Origin of the sequence: Neisseria bacilliformis (assembly GCF_014055025.1) — a bacterium.
GTDB lineage: Bacteria > Pseudomonadota > Gammaproteobacteria > Burkholderiales > Neisseriaceae > Neisseria > Neisseria bacilliformis.
In genome coordinates this window covers 1,118,929-1,137,135 of the sequence record NZ_CP059571.1, presented here as the reverse complement: position 1 = coordinate 1,137,135, position 18,207 = coordinate 1,118,929, and the positions used below count along the sequence as shown (strand labels likewise).

The window sequence follows — 18,207 nt, the reverse complement described above, 5'->3', positions numbered from 1 at the left end:
ACCCCATGACCACCTTCACTCCCCAATCGAGCTACACCAAAGAAGAACTCCTCGCCTGCGGGCGCGGCGAACTGTTCGGCGCGGGCAACGCCCAGCTCCCTCTGCCCGACATGCTGATGATCGACCGCATCACCGAAATCAACAGCACCGGCGGCAAATACGGCAAAGGCGAAATTGTCGCCGAACTCGACATCAACCCCGATTTGTGGTTTTTCGGCTGCCACTTTATCGGCGACCCCGTCATGCCCGGCTGCCTCGGCCTGGACGCCATGTGGCAGCTTGTCGGCTTCTATCTCGGCTGGACCGGCGCACCCGGGCGCGGCCGCGCGCTGGGCTGCGCCGAAGTCAAATTCAGCGGACAAGTGCTGCCCAAACACAAAAAAATCACCTACCACATCCACATCAAACGCGTGATGAACAGCAAGCTGGTGCTGGGCATCGCCGACGCCGAAATGAGCGTGGACGGCAAAAAAATCTACGAAGGCAACGGCCTGCGCGTCGGCCTCTTCACCAGCACCGACGATTTCTAAGCCCTTTTTCAGGCTGCCTGAAACGCACCCACCCGCTTTTCAGACGGCCTCATCCATATAAAAAGGCCGTCTGAAAACCCTTTCAGGCTGCCCACCACACCGGAGTTTGAACCATGAAACGAGTCGTCGTAACCGGCATCGGCATCGTATCCAGTCTCGGCAACAACTGCCGCGAAGTCCTCTCTTCCCTGCAAAACCTGAAATCCGGCATTTCGTTTGACGAAAGCTACCGCGAAATGGGCATGCGCTCCCACGTGGCCGGCAACATCAAAATCGACCCCAAAGACCACATCGACCGCAAAATCCTGCGCTTTATGGGCAACGCGGCGGCCTATGCCTACATCGCCATGCAGGAAGCCATCGCCCATGCCGGCCTGACCGAAGAGCAGGTTTCCAACATCCGCACCGGCATCGTAACCGGCAGCGGCGGCGCGTCTTCGTCTTCTCAGGTGGAAGCAGCCGACACCCTGCGCGCCAGCGGCGTGAAGCGCATCGGCCCCTACGGCGTAACCAAATGTATGGCTTCCACCGTATCCGCCTGTTTGGCCACCCCGTTTAAAATCAAAGGCGTGAACTATTCCATCAGCTCCGCCTGCTCCACTTCCGCACACTGTATTGGCCATGCCGCCGAACTCATCCAACTGGGCAAACAAGACATCGTTTTCGCCGGCGGCGGCGAAGAAGTCCACTGGGCGATGAGCAGCCTGTTCGACGCCATGGGCGCACTGTCCAGCAAATACAACGACACCCCCGAAAAAGCCAGCCGCGCCTACGATGCCAACCGCGACGGCTTCGTGATTTCAGGCGGCGGCAGCATCCTCGTCATGGAAGAGTACGAACACGCCAAAGCGCGCGGTGCGAACATCCTGTGCGAACTGACCGGCTACGGCGCGACTTCCGACGGCTACGACATGGTGCAGCCTTCCGGCGAAGGCGCAGTGCGCTGTATGCAGATGGCATTGGCGCAGCACGGCGGCAAAGTCGATTACATCAACGCCCACGGCACATCTACGCCGGTCGGCGATACCAAAGAATTGGGCGCCATCCGCGAAGTGTTCGCCGGACAGGAAATCCCGTTTATCAGTTCCACCAAGTCGCTTTCCGGCCACGCACAAGGCGCGGCAGGTTCGAACGAAGCGATTTACTCGATTCTGATGATGCAGAACGATTTTGCCTGCGCCAGCGCCAACATCGAAACGCTCGACGAACACGCCACCGGTCTGCCCATCGTCCGCGAAAACCGCCCCGCCAAACTCAACGCCGTCATGTCCAACAGCTTCGGCTTCGGCGGAACCAATGCCACGCTGATATTCAGCCGGGTCAAATAGCAAACCGTACCCCGCCGCACAAGAGAGGCCGTCTGAAAACACAGTTTTCAGACGGCCTTTTGCCTTGCCACCGCCAAACACGCAGCCCCCGCTTTTCAGACGGCCTTGTGTCTGCCGCCCTGCCCTTGCGCCGCCCGCAAAGCCGTTCCTCTGCCTTTTTCAGACGGCCTCCCGCCGTTCGCGCAATCCTTTTGCGCCGCCGTGTAAACTCATGTTATCTTATGCGGCAGGCGGGTAAACCGCCGCAAGAAGAATCCAACCCGGGAGAGATTTCCATGACCGACAAACCGAAAAGCGAACAGCAGCCGGAAAACGTCGAGTTATTGAGCGCGCAGGCGCCGATAACCGATTTTCGCGGGCTGGTGATCGCCATCGTTGCCGCGCTTATCAGTGCGGTGCTCTACCAAATCCTGCCCTACGACAGCGATGTCAATAAGGGGCTGACCATTCTGGCCTTCGTGGCGATTATGTGGTTCACCGAAGCGGTACACATTACCGTGACCGCGCTGATCGTACCGCTGTTTGCCATTCTGTTCAAAATCCCCGATATGGACACCAAGGCCGCGCTGGCGGGCTTTGCCGATCCGATTATCTATGTGTTTTTCGGCGGCTTTGCGCTGGCGACGGCGCTGCATATGCAGAAGCTCGACCGCAAAATTGCCGTGTGGCTGATTTCGCTCTCGCGCGGCAATACTTTTGTCGCCGTGCACCTGCTGTTTGCCGTTACCGCATTTTTGTCGATGTGGATCAGCAACACGGCCACGGCGGCGATGATGCTGCCGCTGGCAATGGGGCTGATGAGCCATCTGGACAAGGAAAAAGACCGCAACACCTTTGTCTTCGTGCTCTTGGGCATCGCCTACTGCGCCAGCATCGGCGGGCTGGGTACGGTGGTCGGCTCGCCGCCGAACGCGATTGCCGCCAAGGCGCTGGGCTTGGATTTTGCCGGCTGGATGAAGTTCGGCCTGCCGATGATGCTGGCGCTCTTGCCGCTGATGCTGTTTTCGCTGTTTGTGGTGCTCAAGCCCAATCTGTCGGCCAAAGTACAGGTGGAACACGAAGACATCCCGTGGACGCTGCACCGTGTGATTGCCATGCTGATTTTCCTGGCTGCCGCCGTGGCGTGGATCTTCGGCGACACGCTGAAAAAAGAGCTGGGCATTTCCAGCCCCGACTCTTTCGTCGCCCTCACCGCCGCCGTGGCCGTGGTGATTTTCGGCGTGGTACGCTGGCGCGAAGTGGCGCGCAATACCGACTGGGGCGTGCTGCTGCTCTTTGGCGGCGGCATCACCCTGAGCACGCTGCTGCAAAAATCGGGCGCTTCCGCCGCGCTGGGTCAGGAAATGGCGAGCACCTTCGTGCTGGCGCATCCCTTTATCGTGATCCTCGCCGTGTCCGCCTTCATCATCTTCCTCACCGAGTTCACCAGCAACACCGCCTCCGCCGCCCTGCTCGTGCCGGTGTTTGCCAGCGTGGCCGAACAGATGGGCATGCCCAAGGAAGTGATGGTGCTCATCATCGGCATCGGCGCCTCCTGCGCCTTTATGCTGCCGGTGGCTACACCGCCGAATGCGATTGTGTTCGGTACCGGCATCGTCACCCAGCGCGATATGCTCAAAGTGGGTATGGTGCTCAATATCCTCAGCATCGCGCTGGTAGCGGCGTGGGCGTATTTCTTTTTGATGTAAACGCCGTTGCTTAGTTTGCCAGAGGCCGTCTGAAACCGTTTTAAGGATTCCAGACGGCCTTTTGCTTTCCGCACCACCGTTGGAATAATTCAGAAAAGAGGCCGTCTGAAAGCAAAAAACGGGCTTTCAGACGGCATTGATGATGGTTCGGGCAGACCGTCTGAAAGTGTCCACCCATTGCCGAAAGGCCGTCTGAAAGGTTTTTCAGACGGCCTGCGGATCAGTATGGAGAATGCGGTCTGAAACCGTCCGTTTGTTTGCAAAAGGCAGCCTGAAAAGGCTTTCAGGCTGCCTTGCCGATTGCGGGCGGCTTAAAACTGCCAATTTACTTTGAAGGTCAGGGTGCGCGGGGTGCCGTAGAAGTTGTAGCCGCCGTTGCTGCGGTTGGCGTTGTTTTCAAAGTAACGCTTGTCGAACAGGTTGTTGCCGATGAGGCTGAGGCGGATGTTGGGGGTGGGCTGGTATTGGATGTCGGCGTTCCACAGGGTGTAGCCGCCCTGGCGCAGGTGGGGCTGGTCGTAGTAGTCGGAGGTGCGGCTCTGGCTGCTGAGGCCGCCGCCTATGCTCCATTTGGCCGCCGCGCCGGGCAGGCGGTAGCGGGTGTAGAGGCGGAAGATGTGGCGCGGGGTGTGGCGGCTGTAATTCGCGCCGGCTTCGCCTTCGTCGCCGGTGTTGCGGTGTTTGCTGGCGTTGAGGGTGTAGCCGGCAAACAGCTGCCAGTTGTCGGTGAGGTGGCCGGAGATTTCGGCGTCCATGCCCCGGCTGACGACGCGGCCGCTGTTGTTGTACACGGCGATGCCGTCGTCGTCGTCGTGGGAATACACGGCGCGGTTTTTCTGGTCGATCCAAAACAGGGCGACGGCGGTGTTCAGCCGGTTTTGCCGCAGGGCGGTTTTCCAGCCGATTTCGTAGTTGGTGCCGGTTACGGGCGGCAGGTAGCTGCCGTTTTCGCCGCGCTTGTCGAGCTGGGGCTTGAAGATAGCGGTGTAGCTGGCGTACAGGCTTTGCTGCGGGGTGAAGTCCCAGGTGATGCCCAAATAGGGAACGAAGCGGCTGCGTTTGCTGTTTTGGGCGAGGTCTTCGAGGTAGCGGGGGGTGGGATGGAGGATGTCGTAGGCATCCAGCCGGTATTTCCAGCGGGTGTAGCGGCCGCCGGCGAGGATGTGCAGGTTGTCTGTGGGGTTGAAGCGGATGCCCGCGCTGACGGCGTGCGAGACGGTTTTTTCTTCCTGGCGGCGGTGGATGGGGTTGTATTGGTAATCGAGATCGGCGAGTTTGTCCCACTGTGGGCGGGGGATCAGGCCGCCGTTAAAGGGATTGAGCGGGAAATAGCGGCTGAGCGTGGGATCACACCAGCGCGGCCAGCCCATGCCGGCGCAGAACTGGTTGTTCGGGTCATTGGGATCGACCCACAAATCCCAGTGCTGCATGGTTTCGGATTCGGTGCGGCGGCGGTTGTAGCCGTAGGTGGCGAATACGTCGTGGCTGCGGCCGAGGGCTTGGAAGCGGCCGGTGAGGATGTTTTGGAAGGCGATTTGTTTGGCGTCGTTGTCGGCGCGGCGGCTGCCGCTGGCGAAGATGGAGCCGTTGCTGTTCTGCCAGAACTGGGTGCTGTTGAGCGCGGAATATTCGCGCAAAGCGTGGTCGCGGCGGTAGTCGAGGGTGCTGGTGAGCCGCCAGTTGTCGTCAAACTGGTGGCGCAGCTCGGTGAAAAAGTTGAGTTTGCTGAAACGGCTGTCGTTCCAATACGCGCCGGAGTAGCTGTCGCGCGGCAGATCCAGCGGGTGTTCCACGCTGCCGCGCGGCAGGCCGAAAACGTCGGGCACGGCGTCGCGGTGCTGGTGCATCGCGCCGGCGGTGAGGGTGGTGCTGTCGGCGAGGTCGAAATCCATCACGCCGTAGAGCAGGCGTTGTCGGCTGTTGACGCGCTGGGTGAAGGAGCCGGATTTTTCGCCGGCGGCGACGAAGCGGCCGCGTATGCTGCCGGAGGCGTTCAGACGGCCTGAGGCGTCCAGTTCGGCGCGGTAGGCGTCGTAGCGGCCGAAGCCGAGGCTGCCGCTGAGTTTGCGCTCGGCAGTGGGGCGTTTGCGCACGGCGTTGACGGTGCCGCCGGGTTCGCCGTCGGCCTGGGTGAGGCCGGTTGCGCCTCGCACGACTTCGATGTGGTCGTAGAGTGCGAGGTCGGTGAGGCTTTCGGCGTTGTGGATGGTGTCGCCGACGAAGCTGGAAATGGAGGAGGAGATGCCGTCTTCTTCGATCTGGTCGATGTAAAAGCCGCGCGACTGGAAGCGGGCGCGGTCGGAATCGCGCAATACGGTTACGCCGGTGGTGGTGCGCAGCGCGTCTTCAAGGCTGCTGATGCCGCGTCCTTCGAGCTGGGTTTTGGTGATGACGCTGACCGACTGCGGGGTCTCTTTGGGTGAGAGTGCGAGGCCGGTGGTGGTGCGCATGGCGGAGGTGGTGAAGGAGTCGCGGTGTTCGGTGCGGGTGGAGCGGCTTTTGCCCTGCACATGCACGGCTTCGAGTTGGGCGGCGGGCGCGCCCTCGTCCTGCGGCTCGGCCGCCAATGCGGGTGCAGCGGCCAGCAGCGGGGCGGCGAGGCCGACGAGTATTCCGGTTTTCATTGAGTGTTCCCTGTGTAAATTTAAGCGAAGAATTATAGAAACAAAGTAAAACTGGCTTTATCGGTACAACGGAATAGTTAAAAAGGATTAACTGCCGCGCCGGTAATGGGTGCAGGCCGTCCCATGCCGAACCAAACGTAGGATGCCACCCCAAGGCGACGCATGCGCTCCCTGCCGCACAACGCATCTTCGTCCTCCCCGCAAATCCGAAACCGCGTGCGTGGCTTACGCCACACACCCTACAAAGCGGCAGAGGCCGTCCCCGCCTACGCGGGGATGACGTTTCTGAAAAACCGATAAAACGCGTTTTGGCTGCGCCGAAACTGCGCTTTCAGACGGCCTCCCGCCCCGTCTGCCGTATAATCCGCCGCTTCGCAACAGGCCGTCTGAAAACATGAATCTCCGTCCGCATTCGCACCGCACTCTGATTATTTCCGTCTTCGTCGTCGCCAGCTGCGGGCTGGCCTACGAGCTGGTCATCGCCGCGCTGGCCAGCTATCTTCTGGGCGACAGCATTTTGCAGTTTTCATCGGTGATCGGCCTGTATCTCTTTTCGATGGGTATCGGCGCGCACCTCACCAAATACATCAAAGACGAAGACACGCTGGCGCGGTTTGTCGAAATCGAACTGCTGGTGGGCGTGGTGGGCGGCCTGTCCGCGCTGGCTTTGTTTGTCGCCTTCGGGCTGTCTGCCGCGCCGTTCCGCACCCTGCTTTACGCCTTTGTGCTGATTGTCGGCACAGTGGTGGGCATGGAAATTCCCTTGGTAATGCGCGTGTTAAACCGCCAAGAGGCCGACTTTAAAGAACTGGTCTCGCGCGTGTTAACCTTCGACTATCTCGGCGCATTGGCGGTGTCGCTGCTGTTTCCGCTGGTGCTTGCGCCGCGTTTGGGCATGGCGCGTTCGGCCTTGCTGTTCGGCATCCTCAATGCCGCCGTCGCCTACCTCACCGCCCGCGTGTTCAAAGCCGATCTGCCAAACTACCGCACCGTGCGCCTGCGTGCTTTTCTCGTCTTGGCCGTGCTCGCCGCCGCCTTTGCCTACGCCGACCGCATCACGCTCAAAGCCGAGCAGAGCTATTTCGGCGACCCGATTGTGTACGAAAGCCACTCGCCCTATCAGCGGCTGGTGGTAACGCGCTGGAAAGACGACACCCGCCTTTACATCAACGGCAACCTGCAATTTTCCTCGCGCGACGAAGCCCGCTACCACGAAGCCCTCGTGCTGCCCGCCATGCAGACCGCCGCACACGCCGAACACATCTTAATCCTCGGCGGCGGCGACGGGCTGGCGGCACGGGAAGTGCTGAAATATCCGCAGGTTAAAAAAATCACGCTGGTCGATCTCGACCCCGCCATGACCGCCGTGTTCAAAACCTCCGCCGCCCTGAGCGCGTTAAACCACGGCTCGCTGTCGCACCCGAAAATGCACGTTGTCAACGCCGACGCCGCCAAATGGCTGGAAACCGCGCGGGAAAAATTCGACGTGATCATCATCGACCTGCCCGACCCCTCGAATTTCTCGCTGGGCAAACTCTATTCCGTGCCAATGTACCGCCTTGTCTCGCAACACCTTGCGCCGCAAGGGAAAATCGTCGTGCAGTCCACCTCGCCCTATTTCGCCCCCAACGCCTACTGGTCGGTGGTCGCCACCCTCGAAGCGGCGGACTTGCACACCGCGCCCTATCACGTTTATGTGCCCTCGTTCGGCGAATGGGGCTTTGTGCTGGCCGGTTTCGACACAGATTTTGCCGTGCCGCAAAAATTCGACGTGCCTGCCCGCTACCTCAACGCCCAAACCGCTGCCGAAATGTTCCGCTTCCCGCCCGACATGGCACGGCGCAAGGTTGAGCCGAATCATTTGAACACACAGATTCTGGTGAACTATTTTGAAAACGACTGGCGCAACGTGATCCGTTAGCCATGAGAAGATTCGGAAGCCGTCCCCGCTTACGCAGGGGGATGACGTTTCTGAAAAACCACCCCATGTCGAACCAAACGTAGGGTGTGTCGCCCCGAGGCGACGCACGCGGTCTGTGTCGTGCAGCGAATCTTCGTCTTCCCCGCAAATCCCAAACCGCGTGCGTGGCTTGCGCCACACACCCTACACAGCGGCAGAGGCCGTCTGAAAAGCATACTGCCAAGTTTCAGACGGCCTCTTTACCATATCCGGCGTGCCCAACCAAACGTAGGGTGTGTCGCCCCGAGGTGATGCACGCGGTCTGTGTCGTGCAGCGAATCTTCATCTTCCCCGCAAATTCCAAACCGCGTGCGTGGCTGCGCCACACACCCTACAAAACGGCAGAGGCCGTCTGAAAGCGCGGCTTCGGCGCAGCCAAAAACACTTTTCAGACGGCCTCTTTGCCGTATCGGATGTTTTAAGCAGGCGTGCCAGACCATGGGAAAGGCCGTCTGAAAACATCGCTTCGGCGCAGCCAAAACCTATAAAACGGTTTTTCAGAAACGTCAGCCCGCGTAGGCGGGGACGGCCTTTTGTCCGCCAATCTTATTCGTTGTGCCCGAGCCGGTTGTAGTCCACCAGCATGTATTTGGCGGTCATGCCTTTTTCCGCGCTGCCCTCGTCGCCCATCAAGAGCAGCATCTGCCTGCCGTTGATATTTACTGAATCAACGGCTTCGACATTGGTCATGTGGTGCAGGTTGGGCAGGTTGAGCTTCTGCGGCTCGTCTTTGGGGTTGCCGCTCCATTTCCACAGGGTTGAGGATTTCTCGCCGGTATCGCCTTTGACTTCGTTGGCAATGATGTAGGCTTTGAGCACGGGGTCGTAGTTGAGCGAGCGGATGCCGCCGCCGTCGATATCGAGTATCGCCACCTCGTCAAACACCGGCTTGGCGTTTTTCTCCATCATCTCTTTGGGGTTGGCGATAAAGGCGATCAGCGCCATATTATTGAACTCGGGATCGCGGAAACCCAACGCCAGCCGTTTTTTCACGGGGTCGAAGGCCAGCCCTTCGATGTTGATTTCGTCGAATACCACTTCGGCGCTGGTTTTTTCGCGGATCAGATCATGCAGGGCTGGGTCTTTTTCCAAAACATCGGTCAGGCCGTCGTAGCTGGTCAGCCCGATCACTTCGCCGTTTTGGATTTTAAAGCGCATCAGGTGCTCGCGGTCGGGCGAACGCTGGCCTTTGCGGTTGCGCGAATGCGAAGTCATGGCATACATAAAGCCCTCGTCGTCGCGCGTCATGGCTTCGAGGTCGTTGAGCTTGCGTTTGAAGCCGGTGATGATGCGGGTATCAAGTGCTTCGTCTTCAACGAAATTACCGTTTTTATCGATACTTAAAATACTGAACGCATGGTTCGGCTCGTCTTCGGCCACCATAATGCGCCCGTCGGGAAGCTGCTGCACGGCCGAAGGTTCGTACACGCCTTTGAACACATTGATGCCCATCGTGCGCAACTCAGCCAGATTGCCCTGCTGCGGCGCGGTAAGCGAGGGAATGGTTTTCACGCCGACAAAGGCCGCCAGCGAGGCCAGCAGCCCCCAGCGGAACACGGCATAGGAAAGGTTGATGTATTTGAACTGCTTGTCGGCCAAGAGGCCGAGCCAGTAGAGATGGTCGCTCATCTTTTCATAGACCTGCGTGCGGTCAGCCATCACGTCCTGCATTTTCTGCCAATGCTCCTCGCGCGGGATTTTGACGCAGTCTTCGTAAATCAGCACATTGGGTTCGCCGCCGAAAAAGCGGTTGTCTTTGGCCAGCACGCGGCTTTTGAAATCGGAGAGCTTCGCCCTGCGGAATACCCAGTCTTTGAGCCATTCGCGCAGGGCGCGCATTTTGCCGATGCGCTCGGGCGAGGCGGACAGCAGCGCAAACACGATAGACGCAGCCGCCGTTACCATAAAAGTGCTGGCGGGAATCAGAAATTCGGGCGAAGACGAGAAAACAAACGCCCCCGAAATCATCAGTGCCGACACGATAAAACCGTTCAGCGAAATCATAATATTGGCTTTGGTGGCCGCCAGCGCCAACAGCTCCATTTCGGAGCGCACGGCGTTGCGGAACATGGTTTCCACGCCCTTGCTGGTGCCCAGCGCGTTATCGGCACGGCGGCCTCTCCTGTTTTTTTTGCGGCGTTTGGCTTTTTTCTCCTGCACCGGAGCAGCATCCGCCGCCGTGTTTTCCTTGTTTTCCGTGTTTTCAGACGGCCTCTGCGGCTGCGGTGTACCGTTTGGCCGTGCGGCTTCCTCAGGCGGCAGGTTTTGGTTTTGCTCTTGCATATTGCTCTCCGTTTGTCGGTTGAATCGGCAAAGATGCGGCAAAATCGCGCGTTTTCGCCGCATTTCGCGGGACATTCTAAACGGCCTGCACCGCAGGGAAGAGTATGTTGCGGATAATTTACATATGCGGATGAAGGGTGAGAATAAGTAAAGGCCGTCTGAAAAACGTGTTTGACGTGTTTTTCAGACGGCCTTTACGCTTGCGCCATTCAGCCTTTGGCCCGGTTGTCGAGAATATTGAATACTTTGCGCGGTTTAGCGATTTTGACTTCGCCTTCGTCTTCATCGAGGCCGTCTGAAAAACGCTCCGGCACGCTTTCGCTGTCAAAGGCCAAGTCGCCGCCGTGTTTCAGCGTTTGGCCGCGTTCCAAGCCGGCGAAGTCGAAAAGCTCGGTGTCGGCCAGATGCGAGGGAACGACGTTGCGCAGGGCGGAGAACATCGATTCGATGCGGCCGGGGAAGCGTTTGTCCCAGTCTTTGAGCATGTCGCCGATCACCTGGCGTTGCAGATTCGGCTGCGAGCCGCAGAGGTTGCACGGAATAATGGGGAACTGCTTGATTTCGGCGTAGCGGATCAGGTCTTTTTCTTTCACATAGGCCAGCGGGCGGATCACGATATGCTCGCCGTTGTCGGAAACGAGTTTCGGGGGCATGGCTTTGAGTTTTCCGCCGTAAAACATGTTTAAAAACAAGGTGGCGAGGATGTCGTCGCGGTGGTGGCCGAGGGCGATTTTGGTGCAGCCCAGCTCTTTTGCCGTGCGGTAGAGGATGCCCCGGCGCAGGCGGCTGCACAGCGAACAGGTGGTTTTGCCTTCGTCGAGCACGCGTTTCACGGTGGAATAGGTGTCTTCTTCCACGATTTTATACGGCACGCCGATGCTTTCGAGATAGGTCGGCAGCACTTCTTCGGGGAAGCGGGGCTGTTTTTGGTCGAGGTTGACGGCGACGAGTTCAAAATCAACCGGCGCGCTCGATTGGAGCTGGCGCAGAATGTCCAAAAGGGCGTAGCTGTCTTTGCCGCCGGAGAGGCAGACCATAATTTTGTCGCCCGGCTCGATCATGTTGAAATCGTTGATCGCGTCGCCCACGGCATGGCGCAGGCGTTTGTGCAGCTTGTTGTTTTCGTGTTCGGTTTTCGGTTTGTGGGACATGGCAGCGTTCCGCGCAAAAAAGGCGGCATTGTACCCGAAAGGCCGTCTGAAAACTTTGAAACGGGATTTTCAGACGGCCTTTCGGGTACAATGCCGCCCTTTGTTTGGCAACACAGCGGTAAACCCACAATGCTTTCACTGGAAACATGGATCGGCCTGCGCTATCTGCGGGCGAAAAAACGCAGCGGCTTCATGTCGTTTATCGGCGCGATTTCGATCATCGGCATCGCCATCGGCGTAACCGCCCTGATCGTGGTGCTCTCGGTGGTGAACGGCTTTCAGAAAGACGTGCGCAGCCAGCTTTTCAGCGTCGCGCCGCACGCCGAAATCGGCTACTACGACCCCGCAGGCGGCACATGGCAGGAGTTGCGCAAACTGGTATCGGGCAACAAAAACGTCGTCGGCTCCGCGCCCTACATCGCCGATCAGGCACTTTTGGCCAACAACGGCGAAGTGCGCGGCGTGCAGCTGCGCGGCATCGAGCCGGCCGAGGAAAAACAGGTGGCCGACTACTGGCAGAAAATGCCCTACGGCCGCTTTGAAGACCTCAAAGCGGGCGAGTTCGACATCATTCTCGGCCAGGATTTGGCCGACGCGCTGGGCGTGGAAAAAGGCGGCAAAGTAACCGTCATCACCCCCGAAGGCAACGTAACCCCCGCCGGCATGGTGCCGCGCCTGAAACAGTTCAACCTCGTCGGCACGGTGAAAACCGGCATCTACGAACTGGACAACTCGCTGGCCATGACCCACATCCGCGACGCGCAAACCCTCTACCGCACCGAAACCGGCTTCGGCGGCCTGCGCCTGAAACTGGCCGACCCGCAAAACGCCCCCACAATCGTCGCCCGCCTGCTGCCCGCCGCCGCAAGCGACAAAGTGTGGGCGCGCGACTGGACGTTCAGCAACCAGTCCTACTTCAACGCCGTGGAATTGGAGAAAAAAATGCTGTTCGTCATCATGTTTTTCATCAGCCTCGTCGCCTCCATCAACCTCATCTCCACCCTCATCATGACCGTAACCGAAAAGCAGTCAGCCATCGCCATCCTGCGCACCCAGGGCCTGCCGCCCGCAGGCATCATGAAAATCTTTTTCGTGCAGGGCGCGCTGCTCGGCCTCATCGGCACCCTCGCCGGCACCCTGCTCGGCCTCGTGCTGGCCTACAACATCGGCGCGATACTCAAATGGTTTGAAGGCTTAATGGGGCGCAAACTGATTGAATCGAAAGTGTATTTCCTCGACTACCTCCCCTCCCACGTCGTATGGAGCGACGTGGCCGCCATCGCCGCCATCTCCATCGGCCTCTCGCTCCTGGTAACCCTCTACCCGAGCTGGCGCGCCGCCAAAACCGAACCTGCGGAGGCACTGCGCTATGAATAAACCCAACCCCGCCGCCCCCGGCCAAACCGTGCTGCACTGCGAGGCCGTCTGCAAAAGCTACAACGACGGCGTACTCGATGTGCGCGTGCTCGACCGCCTCGATTTGCGCGTCGCCGCCGGCGAAAGCGTCGGCATCGTCGGCGCGTCCGGCAGCGGCAAATCCACCCTGCTGCACATCCTCGGCGGCCTCGACAAACCCACCTCCGGCCGCGTTTCCCTGCTCGGCAGCGACCTCGCGCAGATGAGCCAGAAAGCCCTCAGCGCGCTGCGCAACCGCCACCTCGGCTTCGTTTACCAGTTCCACCACCTGCTGCCCGAATTTTCCGCGCTGGAAAACGTGATGATGCCGCTCTTAATCGGCAAAACCCCCAAAGCCCAAGCCCGCGAACGCGCACTGGCCATGCTGGAAAAAGCCGGCCTCAAAGAGCGCGTGCGCCACCGCCCGGGCGAACTCTCCGGCGGCGAACGCCAGCGCGCCGCCATCGCCCGCGCCCTCGTAACCGAACCCGCCTGCCTGCTGGCCGACGAGCCCACCGGCAACCTCGACCGCCAAAACGCGCAAAAAGTGTTCGACATGATGCTCGACTTGAAAGCCGAAATGGGCACCGCCCTCGTCGTGGTAACCCACGACGACCAACTCGCCGCCCGCTTCGACCGCGTGCTCACCATGACCGACGGCCAGCTGGAAGGATAAGGCCGTCTGAAAACGCAGACAGGTAGGTCGGGCATTTATGCCCGACGGACAAACACCGGCCGATTGAAAAAATGCCGGGCATAAATGCCCGGCCTGCCTCGAATGGTAAGGCCGTCTGAAAGCCGTTTTTAACCTCATTGAAACCCCGCTTTTCAGACGGCCTCCAACCGCCCCGCCTTGAAACCGCCCGCAAACAGGCGCAGAATGCCGCCTTTACCCGATTTCACAAACGGATTTCCCCATGAGCGACACCCTCCACCCGCAAACCCTCGCCATACGCGGCGCGAAAGAACAAACCCAGTTCAACGAACACAACCAGGCCCTCTTCCTTACCAGCAGCTTCATGTTCGACAGCGCGGCCGACGGCGCAGCCCTCTTCAAAGGCGAAAAACAAGGCTACACATACAGCCGTACCGCCAACCCCACCACCGCCGCATTCGCCCGCCGCATCGCCATCCTCGAAGGCGCGGAAGCCGCCGTTGCCACCGCCACCGGCATGGCCGCCATCAACGCCGCCATCCTCACCTTTTTAAGCGCGGGCGACCACCTCGTATGCAGCCGCAGCCTGTTCGGCACCACCGTCGGCCTGCTCAACAACCACATCGCCCGCTTCGGCATCGACATCAGCTTCGTCTCCCAAACCGACCCCGCCCAATGGCAGGCCGCCGTCCGCCCCAACACCAAAATGTTCTTTTTGGAAACCCCGTCCAACCCCCTCAACGAAGTGGCCGACCTCGAAAAACTCGCCGCCATCGCCCACGCCGCCGGCGCGCTTTTGGTAGTGGACAACAGCTTCCTCACCCCCGCCTTGCAGCAGCCCCTCAAATTCGGCGCGGATCTGTCCGTCCACTCCGCCACCAAAGCCATCGACGGCCACGGCCGCGTGCAGGGCGGCGTCATCGTCGGCCGCAAAGAACTCATGCAGCAGGTGCAGATGTACATGAACGCCTGCGGCCTCTCCATGTCGCCCTTCCATGCCTGGGTGCTGCTCAGCGGCGTGGAAACCCTGCCGCTGCGCATCGAAAAACAATGCGCCAACACCGACAAAATCGCCGCCTGGCTGCGCGACCAGCCGCAAGTCAAACACGTCTGCCACGCCGGTTTTGCCGACCACCCGCAGGCGGATTTGGTGCAAAAACAGCAGGCCGCCGGCGGCATCGTCATCGCCTTTGAAGTGGAAGGCGGGCAGCAAGCCGCGTGGAAACTGCTCGACGCGGTCAAAATCTTCTCCAAAACCGCCAACCTCGGCGACGTGCGCTCCACCATCACCCACCCCTGGACCACCACCCACGGCCGCATGTCCCCCGAAGCCAAACACGAAGCCGGCATCCGCGAAGGACTGCTGCGCATCGCCATCGGCCTCGAACACCCCGACGACCTCATCGCCGACCTCGCACAGGCCATGAAATAAACCGCCCGTCCGTCCGCTTTTTCAGACGGCCTCCTCCCCTAAGGTAGGGTGTGTGGCACGGCCACGCACGCGGTTTACCCCGACGCAAACAAAAGCTGTTTTTCAGACGGCCTCAAACCCGAAGTAAAGAGAAAGAGGCCGTCTGAAAAACCAAAACCACCCCCGCACAACCCCGAAAGGAAACCCGAAATGAGCGAAGCGGAATTCACAGCCTGGACCATGCGCGTCTGCCTCACCGTCCTCGTCATCTTCCTCGGCTTTATCGTTTACGACCTCGGCAAAAAATCCAACGCCGGCAAATTCGGCATGTTCATCCTCTTCTTCGTCCTCGGCCTCGGCGTGTTCGGCTTCCTGTTCAAAGAACTGCTGATCGGCTTCCTCATCAAAAAATAAGCCCGAGCTTTCAGACGGCCTCCCGCCGCACGGAGCAGACATGACCCGATACCTCCTCAAACGCCTGCTGCTGGTCATCCCCACCCTCATCGGCATCCTCGCCCTCACCTTCGCCGTCATCCAATTCGTCCCCGGCGGCCCCGTCGAACAACTCGCCGCCCAACTTTCCGGCAGCGGCGCGGCCGGCGAAGCCGCAAGCGGTGGCGCGAAAACCCTCGGGCAAAACCGCCTTACCGCCGACGACCTCGCCGCCCTCAACGCCCTCTACGGCTTCGACAAACCCCCGCTGCAACGCTTCTGGGAAATGTCCGTCCGCTTCGCCCGCTTCGACCTCGGCCAAAGTTTCTTCCACCAAGAAAGCGTCGCCGAACTCATCGCCCAGAAACTCCCCGTCTCCGCCAGCCTCGGCCTGTGGAACTTCTTCCTCACCTACCTCATCTGCATCCCCCTGGGCATCGCCAAAGCCGTGCGCGACGGCAGCCGCTTCGACCTCGCCACCGGCTTCGCCATCCTCGTCGGCTACACTATCCCCCCCTTCGTCCTCGGCCTGCTGCTACTCGTCTTCTTCGGCGGCGGCAGCTTCCTCGCCTGGTTTCCCCAAGGCGGCCTCACCGGCGACAACTGGGAAACCCTCGGCTTCTGGGGCAAAACCGCCGACTATCTCTGGCACATCGCCCTGCCCGTAACCGCCTCCGCCGCCGGCAGCCTCGCCGTAACCACCATGCTCACCAAAAACATCTTCCTCGAAGAAATCCGCCGCCAATACGTCTATACCGCCCGCGCCAAAGGCCTGGACGAAAAACGCATCCTGTACCGCCACATCTTCCGCAACGCCGCCATCCCCCTCATCACCGGCTTCCCCGCCGCCTTCATCGGCGCGTTTTTCACCGGCAGCCTGCTCATCGAAACCCTCTTCTCCCTCGACGGCCTCGGCCTGCTCTCCTACGAAGCCGTCATCAAACGCGACTACCCCGTAGTCATGGGCACCCTCTACATCTTCACCCTCGCCGGCCTCCTCGCCCGCCTGCTCACCGACCTCTGCTACGCCGCCGCCGACCCCCGCATCCGCTTCGACAAAAACACCTGAACCGCCACGCCAAAGGCCGTCTGAAAACGCAGTTTCGGCGCAGCCAAAAAGCAAATCCGCCTTTTCAGACGGCCTCTTTCCACTCACGCCCATGCCGAACCTGTTGTAGGGTGTGTCGCCCCAAGGCGACGCACGCGTTCCCTGCCGCACAACAAATCCGCGCCTTTCCCCAAACCCAAACCGCCTACACAGCCGTGCCGGACACCGCCACAACGGCAGAGGCCGCCCCGCCTGTATTCCTGCGGAGCATAAACGCGGAGATGACGTTTCCGAAAGCGCAGCTAAAACCCGTTTTCCGTTTTTCAGACGGCCTCAAATGCTATAATCGCCGCCTTTGCCCCACCCCGCCCGCCCACATGAAAACCGTAGAAAAAAACGTCCTCGTCCCCCACAGCGCAGCGCAGATGTACGAACTGGTGGACAAAGTGGAAGACTACCCGACATTCCTGCCCTGGTACGGCAAAACCGAAATCCTCTCCCGCACCCCGAACGAGCTGCAAGCCCGCCTGCACATGGACTACAAAGGCGTGAAGCAGTCTTTCGCCACCCGCAACCGCAACATCCCCGGCCGCGAAATCCGTATGGACCTGCTCGACGGCCCCTTCAAAACCCTGCGCGGCGCGTGGCAGTTTGAAGACCTCGGCGGCGACTGCTGCAAAGTCGCCTTCAAACTCGAATACGACTTTGCCAACCCCGTGCTCGCCGCCCTCATCAGCCCCGTGTTCGGCCACCTGGCCGGCAAACTCGTCGAAGCCTTCGTGGCCGAAGCCGGAAAACGCCATGGCTGAAACCGTCAATATCGAAATCGTCTACGGCACCGCCGAAAAACAGTTTCTGCAAAGCCTGCGCGTCCCCGAAGGCACCACCGCCCGCCGCGCCGTATTGCAGAGCGGCCTCGCCGCCGCCTTCCCCGAAGCCGACCTTGCCGCCCCGCTGGGCATCTTCGGCAAACGCGTCGCCGACGACACCCCCCTGCTCGGCGGCGAACGCGTCGAACTCTACCGCCCCCTCCTCATCGACCCCAAAGAAGCCCGCCGCCGCCGCGCCGCGCAAAACACCCAAAAAGGCACAGCATGACCATCAAACTCATCGCCGGACTCGGCAACCCCGGCACAGAATACGAACACACCCGCCACAACGCCGGATTCTGGTTTGTCGACGAACTCGCCCGCCAATGGAAGGCCGCGTGGAAACACGAAAAAAAATACGCCGGCCACGTCGCCCGCGTCTCCCGCCCAGAAGGCGAGGTATGGCTGCTCAAACCCGACACCTACATGAACCTCTCCGGCAAAGCCGTTGCCGCGCTGGCGCAGTTTTACAAAATCCGCCCCGCCGAAATCCTCACCGTCCACGACGAACTCGATCTCCCCTGCGGCAGCGTCCGCTTCAAACTCGGCGGCGGCAACGGCGGCCACAACGGCCTCAAAGACATACAGGCCAAACTCGGCACGCCCGACTTCTACCGCCTGCGCCTGGGCATCGGCCACCCCGGCGAGCGCACCCTCGTCATCGGCCACGTCCTCAACAAACCCTCCGCCGCCGAGCGCGAACTCATCGACCGCAGCATCGGAAAAGCCCTCGCCGCCATGCCCCTCATCATGGCCGAAGACCGCGAAGCCATCCCCCGCTTCCTGCACAGCAAATAAACAGAGGCCGTCTGAAAACCCGTTTGATGGTTTTC

The 18,207-nt window shown here is 60.3% G+C and carries 15 protein-coding genes; 12 read left to right on the top strand and 3 right to left on the bottom strand.

Features of this window, described 5'->3' with window-relative positions; genetic code table 11:
- Positions 1 to 5: 5 nt before the first annotated feature.
- The 3 genes from fabA (at position 6) to H3L91_RS05710 (ending at position 3,546) form a co-directional block, all read left to right on the top strand.
- On the top strand, positions 6 to 530 hold the full coding sequence (gene fabA, locus H3L91_RS05720) for a 3-hydroxyacyl-[acyl-carrier-protein] dehydratase FabA (protein WP_007342654.1): 525 nt from the start codon (positions 6 to 8) through the stop codon (positions 528 to 530).
- Between the two features lie 113 nt (positions 531 to 643).
- Entirely contained in the window at positions 644 to 1,858 is a 1,215-nt protein-coding gene (fabB, locus tag H3L91_RS05715) for a beta-ketoacyl-ACP synthase I (protein ID WP_007342653.1), read from the top strand.
- Between the two features lie 275 nt (positions 1,859 to 2,133).
- Complete coding sequence (locus H3L91_RS05710; protein WP_370992035.1) at positions 2,134 to 3,546, top strand: SLC13 family permease; 1,413 nt, start codon at positions 2,134 to 2,136, stop codon at positions 3,544 to 3,546.
- Positions 3,547 to 3,857: 311 nt separating this feature from the next.
- On the opposite strand, the gene H3L91_RS05705 is transcribed toward H3L91_RS05710, so the two are convergent.
- Positions 3,858 to 6,170: a TonB-dependent siderophore receptor gene (locus H3L91_RS05705; protein WP_007342650.1), complete on the bottom strand. Its 2,313-nt coding sequence runs from the start codon at positions 6,168 to 6,170 to the stop codon at positions 3,858 to 3,860.
- Between the two features lie 394 nt (positions 6,171 to 6,564).
- Here H3L91_RS05705 and H3L91_RS05700 point away from each other — a divergent pair, with 394 nt between their 5' ends.
- A complete protein-coding gene (locus H3L91_RS05700) occupies positions 6,565 to 8,091 on the top strand; it encodes a polyamine aminopropyltransferase (protein ID WP_007342648.1) in 1,527 nt (508 codons plus the stop codon).
- A 585-nt stretch (positions 8,092 to 8,676) separates the two neighbouring features.
- On the opposite strand, the gene H3L91_RS05695 is transcribed toward H3L91_RS05700, so the two are convergent.
- The gene (locus H3L91_RS05695) at positions 8,677 to 10,413 is read right to left on the bottom strand and encodes a Pycsar system effector family protein (RefSeq protein ID WP_007342646.1); all 1,737 of its coding nucleotides are present in this window, start codon (positions 10,411 to 10,413) and stop codon (positions 8,677 to 8,679) included.
- Between the two features lie 209 nt (positions 10,414 to 10,622).
- The gene (gene ttcA / locus H3L91_RS05690) at positions 10,623 to 11,564 is read right to left on the bottom strand and encodes a tRNA 2-thiocytidine(32) synthetase TtcA (protein WP_007342644.1); all 942 of its coding nucleotides are present in this window, start codon (positions 11,562 to 11,564) and stop codon (positions 10,623 to 10,625) included.
- Positions 11,565 to 11,693: 129 nt separating this feature from the next.
- Here ttcA and H3L91_RS05685 point away from each other — a divergent pair, with 129 nt between their 5' ends.
- From H3L91_RS05685 to pth, 8 genes are all read left to right on the top strand, one after another.
- Entirely contained in the window at positions 11,694 to 12,941 is a 1,248-nt protein-coding gene (locus tag H3L91_RS05685) for a lipoprotein-releasing ABC transporter permease subunit (protein WP_040659478.1), read from the top strand.
- A complete protein-coding gene (lolD, locus tag H3L91_RS05680) occupies positions 12,934 to 13,635 on the top strand; it encodes a lipoprotein-releasing ABC transporter ATP-binding protein LolD (protein WP_007342642.1) in 702 nt (233 codons plus the stop codon). The genes H3L91_RS05685 and lolD overlap by 8 nt, the downstream gene beginning before the upstream one ends.
- 241 nt (positions 13,636 to 13,876) lie before the next feature.
- Entirely contained in the window at positions 13,877 to 15,046 is a 1,170-nt protein-coding gene (gene metZ, locus H3L91_RS05675) for an O-succinylhomoserine sulfhydrylase (RefSeq protein WP_007342641.1), read from the top strand.
- Positions 15,047 to 15,235: 189 nt separating this feature from the next.
- Entirely contained in the window at positions 15,236 to 15,439 is a 204-nt protein-coding gene (locus H3L91_RS05670; RefSeq protein WP_007342639.1) for a DUF2788 domain-containing protein, read from the top strand.
- Positions 15,440 to 15,479: 40 nt separating this feature from the next.
- Positions 15,480 to 16,526, top strand: coding sequence for an ABC transporter permease subunit (locus H3L91_RS05665; protein WP_007342638.1), 1,047 nt, complete (start codon positions 15,480 to 15,482; stop codon positions 16,524 to 16,526).
- Positions 16,527 to 16,882: 356 nt separating this feature from the next.
- Entirely contained in the window at positions 16,883 to 17,314 is a 432-nt protein-coding gene (locus tag H3L91_RS05660) for a type II toxin-antitoxin system RatA family toxin (RefSeq protein WP_040659476.1), read from the top strand.
- A complete protein-coding gene (locus tag H3L91_RS05655; protein WP_007342636.1) occupies positions 17,307 to 17,603 on the top strand; it encodes an RnfH family protein in 297 nt (98 codons plus the stop codon). Before H3L91_RS05660 ends, H3L91_RS05655 begins: the two co-directional genes overlap by 8 nt.
- Positions 17,600 to 18,172 carry an aminoacyl-tRNA hydrolase gene (gene pth, locus H3L91_RS05650; RefSeq protein ID WP_007342635.1) on the top strand — a complete coding sequence of 191 codons (573 nt, stop codon included), beginning with the start codon at positions 17,600 to 17,602 and terminating at the stop codon, positions 18,170 to 18,172. Before H3L91_RS05655 ends, pth begins: the two co-directional genes overlap by 4 nt.
- Positions 18,173 to 18,207 lie beyond the last annotated feature (35 nt).